The organism is Gluconobacter sp. GP1, assembly GCF_032913585.1.
In the GTDB taxonomy this organism is placed as follows: Bacteria; Pseudomonadota; Alphaproteobacteria; order Acetobacterales; family Acetobacteraceae; genus Gluconobacter; species Gluconobacter cerinus.
On sequence record NZ_JASGXC010000021.1, the window covers coordinates 1,399 to 7,045 of the forward strand.

Annotated in this window: 8 protein-coding genes and 1 pseudogene; all 9 read left to right on the forward strand. The window is 59.3% G+C overall.

The genetic code is table 11. The annotated features are described in order from the left end of the window. Positions 1–235 (forward strand): annotated as a pseudogene (locus R5H23_RS16380) (hypothetical protein); the annotation flags it as partial. Beyond that, positions 232–939: a transglycosylase SLT domain-containing protein gene (locus tag R5H23_RS16385; RefSeq protein WP_211501532.1), complete on the forward strand. Its 708-nt coding sequence runs from the start codon at positions 232–234 to the stop codon at positions 937–939. The pseudogene R5H23_RS16380 and the gene R5H23_RS16385, both read left to right, overlap by 4 nt. Positions 940–944: 5 nt before the next feature. Beyond that, positions 945–1,382: a DotD/TraH family lipoprotein gene (locus R5H23_RS16390; protein WP_148621360.1), complete on the forward strand. Its 438-nt coding sequence runs from the start codon at positions 945–947 to the stop codon at positions 1,380–1,382. After that, positions 1,375–2,310 carry a type IV secretion system DotC family protein gene (locus R5H23_RS16395; RefSeq protein ID WP_211501533.1) on the forward strand — a complete coding sequence of 312 codons (936 nt, stop codon included), beginning with the start codon at positions 1,375–1,377 and terminating at the stop codon, positions 2,308–2,310. Before R5H23_RS16390 ends, R5H23_RS16395 begins: the two co-directional genes overlap by 8 nt. After that, on the forward strand, positions 2,310–3,443 hold the full coding sequence (locus R5H23_RS16400) for a hypothetical protein (RefSeq protein ID WP_211501534.1): 1,134 nt from the start codon (positions 2,310–2,312) through the stop codon (positions 3,441–3,443). Before R5H23_RS16395 ends, R5H23_RS16400 begins: the two co-directional genes overlap by 1 nt. Next, positions 3,440–3,802: a hypothetical protein gene (locus R5H23_RS16405; RefSeq protein WP_010504820.1), complete on the forward strand. Its 363-nt coding sequence runs from the start codon at positions 3,440–3,442 to the stop codon at positions 3,800–3,802. The genes R5H23_RS16400 and R5H23_RS16405 overlap by 4 nt, the downstream gene beginning before the upstream one ends. Continuing rightward, entirely contained in the window at positions 3,799–4,914 is a 1,116-nt protein-coding gene (locus R5H23_RS16410; RefSeq protein WP_211501535.1) for a type IV pilus twitching motility protein PilT, read from the forward strand. The genes R5H23_RS16405 and R5H23_RS16410 overlap by 4 nt, the downstream gene beginning before the upstream one ends. After that, a complete protein-coding gene (gene icmT, locus R5H23_RS16415) occupies positions 4,914–5,162 on the forward strand; it encodes an IcmT/TraK family protein (RefSeq protein ID WP_010504824.1) in 249 nt (82 codons plus the stop codon). Before R5H23_RS16410 ends, icmT begins: the two co-directional genes overlap by 1 nt. Next, a complete protein-coding gene (locus R5H23_RS16420; RefSeq protein WP_010504826.1) occupies positions 5,159–5,530 on the forward strand; it encodes a hypothetical protein in 372 nt (123 codons plus the stop codon). The genes icmT and R5H23_RS16420 overlap by 4 nt, the downstream gene beginning before the upstream one ends. The last annotated feature ends 117 nt before the right edge of the window (positions 5,531–5,647 follow it).

The following is a 5,647-nucleotide window of genomic DNA, read 5'->3' on the forward strand; positions in this document are numbered from 1 at the left end:
GCTGAACCGTATGACCAGCAACGCCGAGCTTCTGGCAATCCAGCTGCAACCACAACGGGATAAGGGCGAGAGTGTCGGAATGGAACTGTCGCAGGAACGGAACGGCTCCCGTCTCTATGACTATCGACCGGTCTCCGACGAGAGCGCTCTTGGCTACTTTCCAGACATCATGGACGAACTCATGATCTTGAGACTCATCTATCAGTACCATCTGGATCCGGTCACGTTGCCATGACGGCCCTTCCACCGTGCACTGCCCTCGCCGCTCAGGCCTATAACGTTCCGGTCGCCGCTATTGAGCGCGTTGCAGATCAGTCGTCATCACCGGGTATCGGTCCCATGAAGATCGATCCCAGGTGGCTGCCCATCCTTCAGCGTATGGGCTTTGATCCTGAACAGGTTCGCACGAACGCTTGCATGAATATCGCTGCCGGAGCCTGGATCCTCGCATGGGCTAACGCAAGCCGGTCACAGACGCCTCCGCCACAAAGCGAGCGACCCGTCTCCCGACCCATGACGGGCTTCATGGGCCCGCTAGGAGCATGCATCTCTCATGCCGCAAAACAGTACCACCTGCCTGAACTTCTCTACCGGGCTATTCTCCTGACAGAAGGTGGCCGTGTTGGCCACATCAGCCGGAACCCGAACGGCAGTTACGACATGGGACCTGCCCAGGTGAACTCAATGCACCTTGCCGAACTCGCTGACATGGGCATCTCGAAAGACCAGATCATCAACGATGGGTGCCTGAACATTCATATCGGTGCGTGGATCCTTGCGGGCGCACTTGGCGGCCGGACGCCTGATAACGCGGCAGAGTTCTGGAGACGCGTCGGCAATTACAACTCCAGTACGCCTAAGTACAACGTCGCTTATCAACGTAAGGTCTGGAAAAATGTGCAGCTTGCTGCGCACTCACAAACGTCTCCGCCATCATAGGCGGCATGTGGCAAATCCCTCTCTGCCGACCCTTCGGCCTTACCCTTCTGCTGCTGTCAGGACTCTGTGCCTGCAGCGAACAGACCCAGCCGCCTGTGCATCCCTACGATCAGGACATGAATCATATTCTGTCCGCACTCGACCAGATTGGTGCCGTCCGTTTTCCTCTGGTACGGGCGGGCTCTGTTCTTCCGGCCGAGATGAACCGACCTGTCAGATGGCAGTGGCAGGGACCGCTCGATGAGGGCGTCCGGCTGATCGCCACACAGGTCGGCTATCAGACCGATATCCCGCCATGCGCCTCACCGCCGATCATAGAAGTGGATCAGAAGACGACCACGCTCGGTCGCCTTCTGGACGAGATGGCTGCCGCATCATCTGGTCATGCCGACATCTGGGTTGATATCCCTCACCACGTCATAAGGATTTCCTGGAATGCGTAAGCCTCGGCACTCTGCCTGTCGGGCAGCCCTTCTTGCGGCATCACTCTGTGCGTACAACGCGTCTGCACACGCCGAGCCCCCTCAGGATCTTCCTGTCCCGGAGATACCCGACGGCAACCCGGAAGCGGGCGAAGCAATCGACACGCCTGTCACCGGTGCAGCCGAAGCCCCGGATATCCCTGACGTGGACAGGCCGTCGTCGCTCGAAGCGATGATGGCCGTGCGTCCCGGCTACTCCCCAAAACAGGAAAGCGGGAATGGGCGCGACAGTGCCGTGCGCAGTGCGGCGTGGGCCTATGGCGCTCAGGGTGGACGGGCCGCAGAGTCCTACGCGATCAATGAACTCCTGCGTCGATATTCCCATGTTCTGGACCAAAAGGTGGATTTCCGCACGCTGGTGCTCCCCGCCGGCAACGGTCAGACCCTTATCCGGCCGCCCGTGGTCACAGAGGCGCAAATGGCGGTCGCTCTCGATCCAAGTGGCCAGACTGCCCGTGAAACAGGCACGATTTATCAGATTACGCGCCGCGCGCAGCTTGTGACGGCCGTGCCGCAATGGCGCACATGGCTTGTACGCACTGTCTCACCCCCTTCCCCGCCAGCCGACGCGGTCCGGCCACGCACACCACACGAGGTTGAGGTCTGGAGATCCGGGGTGGCTTATGGCTGGGCAGCCGGACAAAGGCAGGCGGTCGAGATCTTTCTCGATGACCTGTCGCGCATGGAACGCGATGTCATGGGCATGGGACGTTACAGGGTTCTGTTAAGGGCCGGAAAGGTGGCAGCCCCGGAGGTTTCCCAGCTGCACCGCGACGTCCAGGGCGGAGCAGATTTGATGCGTCTCGATGACCGGGAGCTTCGCATCCGCAGTCAACCAGGTCTCGATGCGAACCGTGCGCACTGGCACGTTTCAGAAGGAGGTCAGTAATGCCCGTTAACCCGGCTCCCAGCACGCGGTCCCACGATCCCGAGCGCATTGCCAGCCTGCTGATCGGCGTCTGCGTCGGAATTGCTCTGTTTTCATTCCTGCTCTGGTTGAAGTTCCACACCCAGATCGTCGAAGCCGTCCTGTTCGTGCAGGGCTATGAGCTGAGGCTGATTGGACTCTTCACGCACCGTTACGACGCGGTCCTTGTCAATCTTGAGGACGCCATCCCTGAGCGTGTCTCTGCATCGACCCTCTGGGAACTCTGCACGCTGACAGGGTCGGTTCTCCGCTGGCCCGCTCTTGTCCTGCTTGTCATTCTCGCGGCCCTCTGCCTGACCCGCGCGCCGCTGGAACGTCACCGCAGACGGTTCGGTCTAGAAGGCATGCAGAAAGCACTCGCGGAGATCCATCCCTTAGGCGCAGCATGGCTGGGCAAAGGACTAAAGCTGGTGCGCCCCTCACCACCTGAAGTGCCATTGGCGCCACTCGATCCTGCGCTGAACCTTGAAGAATGGCGCGCACGATACGTGCGAGGCAACTCTCCTGAAGACCTGAGAGATGCTACATTTCAAGCCCTTAAGGGGCAGCTTGGCAACGCGTGGAACGGCCCGACTACTGCCACGCCAGCAGAAAAGTGCCTCTTTGTGGCCTTCTCTCTTTTTATACAAAGGAAGAAAGATCAAGCTCAGGGTGTTCTGGAAGAGCTCTCGTTAGAACTCAAAGGCTCCCTGAAGAATGGCGCTCCCACGTCTTCGAAGGGTGTCTCCGCCCGGTTCGTGCGAAAGCTGGATCGACAGATAAGCCGCAGCGATTTCAACGTCACGTTGCAGTTGGCGGGTCAGCATGCGTTCAGTCGACCAGCACTCCTTACACTACTGCAGGAAGCACGCCTTAAGGGCGGCGTCGTCAACCCAGGGCTTTTCGCAGCCATCCAGTTCCTGGACCGCGACCTCTGGCTCGTTCTCTCCGCAGCGTCCTATCCGCGTGACGGACTCCCACCTTATGTCATGGCGATTGCCTCTTGCCCGGAAGCGGCAGCAGCACTGGCACACTGGAAAGCAGAGTGCCTTGCCGGACGCCCTCTGACGACACCCCAGATCTCCAGCCTTCTCAAGACTTTCGGCAGACCATGACTGATTCCGTAATTTTTAACCTCATGCCTGATTTCATCCGTGCGCGCATTGCGGCTTACACGCTCCGGGATTGGGTGGCAGAGCATTATGCCGTACCAGCCCTTCAGCTCGATCGTGCGATGACACTGACGCTTGTTCAGCTTGAACATGCGGCCTCTCGCAAGACCTATTACGGGTATGACGTTGCCCCGGCTCCTGTTTCCCTCCTTGAGCCAATCTCGCGTTACATGGAGGCGCTCCTGGGTGGGCTCGAGCGGCAAGATGAACGCGAGGGCTTTCCCAAAGAGCTGGCCCGGACCCACCAGAAAGTCATCCATGAGTTCGAAAAGCTGAACCGTCTTGGAAACAAGGCACGATGAGCATGTTGTGGCCGCACGACAGCGAGCCTTTGCGGGGCAATATGCTGGACCAGTTCCTGATCTGGTGCTCGGAGGCCGAATGTTCGAGGATCGAAATCCAGACAGACACCCCCGTAATGGTACGTCTTCATGGCGAAAACCATCAAGTCACGAGCGATGCCAGTCTGCCAGGGGAAGTCGAGGATGCGGTCAACTACATCTTCCGGTCGGCGACGGGAGTGACCAACCTCAAAAACGGCGATCCGATCGATGTCGGGCATACAATCTGGCCTGATCGCAAAAAGAGGCGATACCCCTTTCGCCTGAATGCCGTCAGCTCGCAGGTCGGGGCAGATGCAGGCATTTCGCTCACCTTCCGGCCCCTGGTTGACATCCCGCGCCCCCTGGAGGACCAGCACGTAGAGCCTCAACTGCTGGACGCGCTCCACGGAGAACAGGGCATTTTCCTGATCTGCGGTGCCACAGGCTCGGGGAAGTCGACACTGATTGGCGGCATCAACCGGGCCCGGCTTGAAAACCCGGATATCCACTGCAACCTGATCGAAGCCTCAGCCCCCCTTGAGATCCTCTATGATCGTGTCGAACGTCGCAACTCAGCGGTCACGCAACTTGAGATTCCCCGGAACCTCCGGAGTTTTTCCGAATTTGTCCGCGCGTCGATGCGTCGAGAACCAACCGACATCGTCGTGGGCGAGTGCCGTGATCCCCAGACCATGGAGGCGTCGATCCAGGCCGGGATCTCTGGCCATCGCCTCCTGAGCTCTCTTCATACGAACAGTTGCTCTTCCACTGTCCGACGTGTTCAGGCGCTCTGCCCCGCGGATCAGCGCGACAGCCTGACAATTTCGTTCGTCGAAAACCTCCGTCTTCTGGTGAACCAGAGGCTGCTGAAGTCGACCGACGGCAAGAGGACACCCATCCGGGAGTTCCTGCCCGTGACCCGTGCCATTCGAACCCGCCTGCTGGATGCCCCGCGGGATCGCTGGCCGAACATCACGCAGGCCGCTGTCGAAGAGCACGGACAGACTTTCGCTCAATCCATCGCTGCGGCTGTGAAACAGGGCAGAATCACAGAAGCCGTCGCCGCCGCTGCCATGAAGGAAGAAAACTGATGTGGCGCTTTACCGCGGACCCGGTCCGCCTTCTCATTATCGACGCCCGTGCGCTTGCGCCATTCGCTCTGTGGATCGCTCACATGCGCGAATGGACGTTTATCCTCGCCATTATCGGGGTCCTGTTCTTCAGCGTGCTGGCATGGCTCGGCCTGACGCTTCCCGTAGCCGTGCGTATGCTCCGGGTCATCCTGTGTGGCCCGGTTCGCCCTCGTCTTCCCTCCTGGAAAAAGCGTGATTACGCATGAGCGATCTTGATGACCTGGTGCGGTGCTGCACGGCCCTGATTGAAACGCAGGGATACCGCTTCGAGACGGGCATTCCAGGCGTTGGCACTTTGCCTGCATGGCGTGTCACCCAGACAAACGTGTTTCTTCCGGTATTGCTCCGGCTCGCTGAGGAGTTCTGGAGATCTGAAACAAAAGGAGCCGGCTTCGGCCTCAAGCTCGAGCCAGACACACTGAGCGTGACGGGCTACACGCTTAAAGGGCTTTATCATGTACCGCTCTCGATCGCCCTTCTGGCGCTCAACGCTGTGCTCAGGAACGTCGCCGATCCTGAAGGACGCATTACTCTCGAAGCTCTGACGACCTACGCCCAGGTAGCCACGACCTGATCCGCACTCACAAACGCCTGTCAGATACTGCACAGGCGTCTAACTGTTGAGGTCCGCGATGATCATTTCTGTTCCCCCTGACACACAGTCCGTTTCTATTCGTCGTGAAGGGGAACG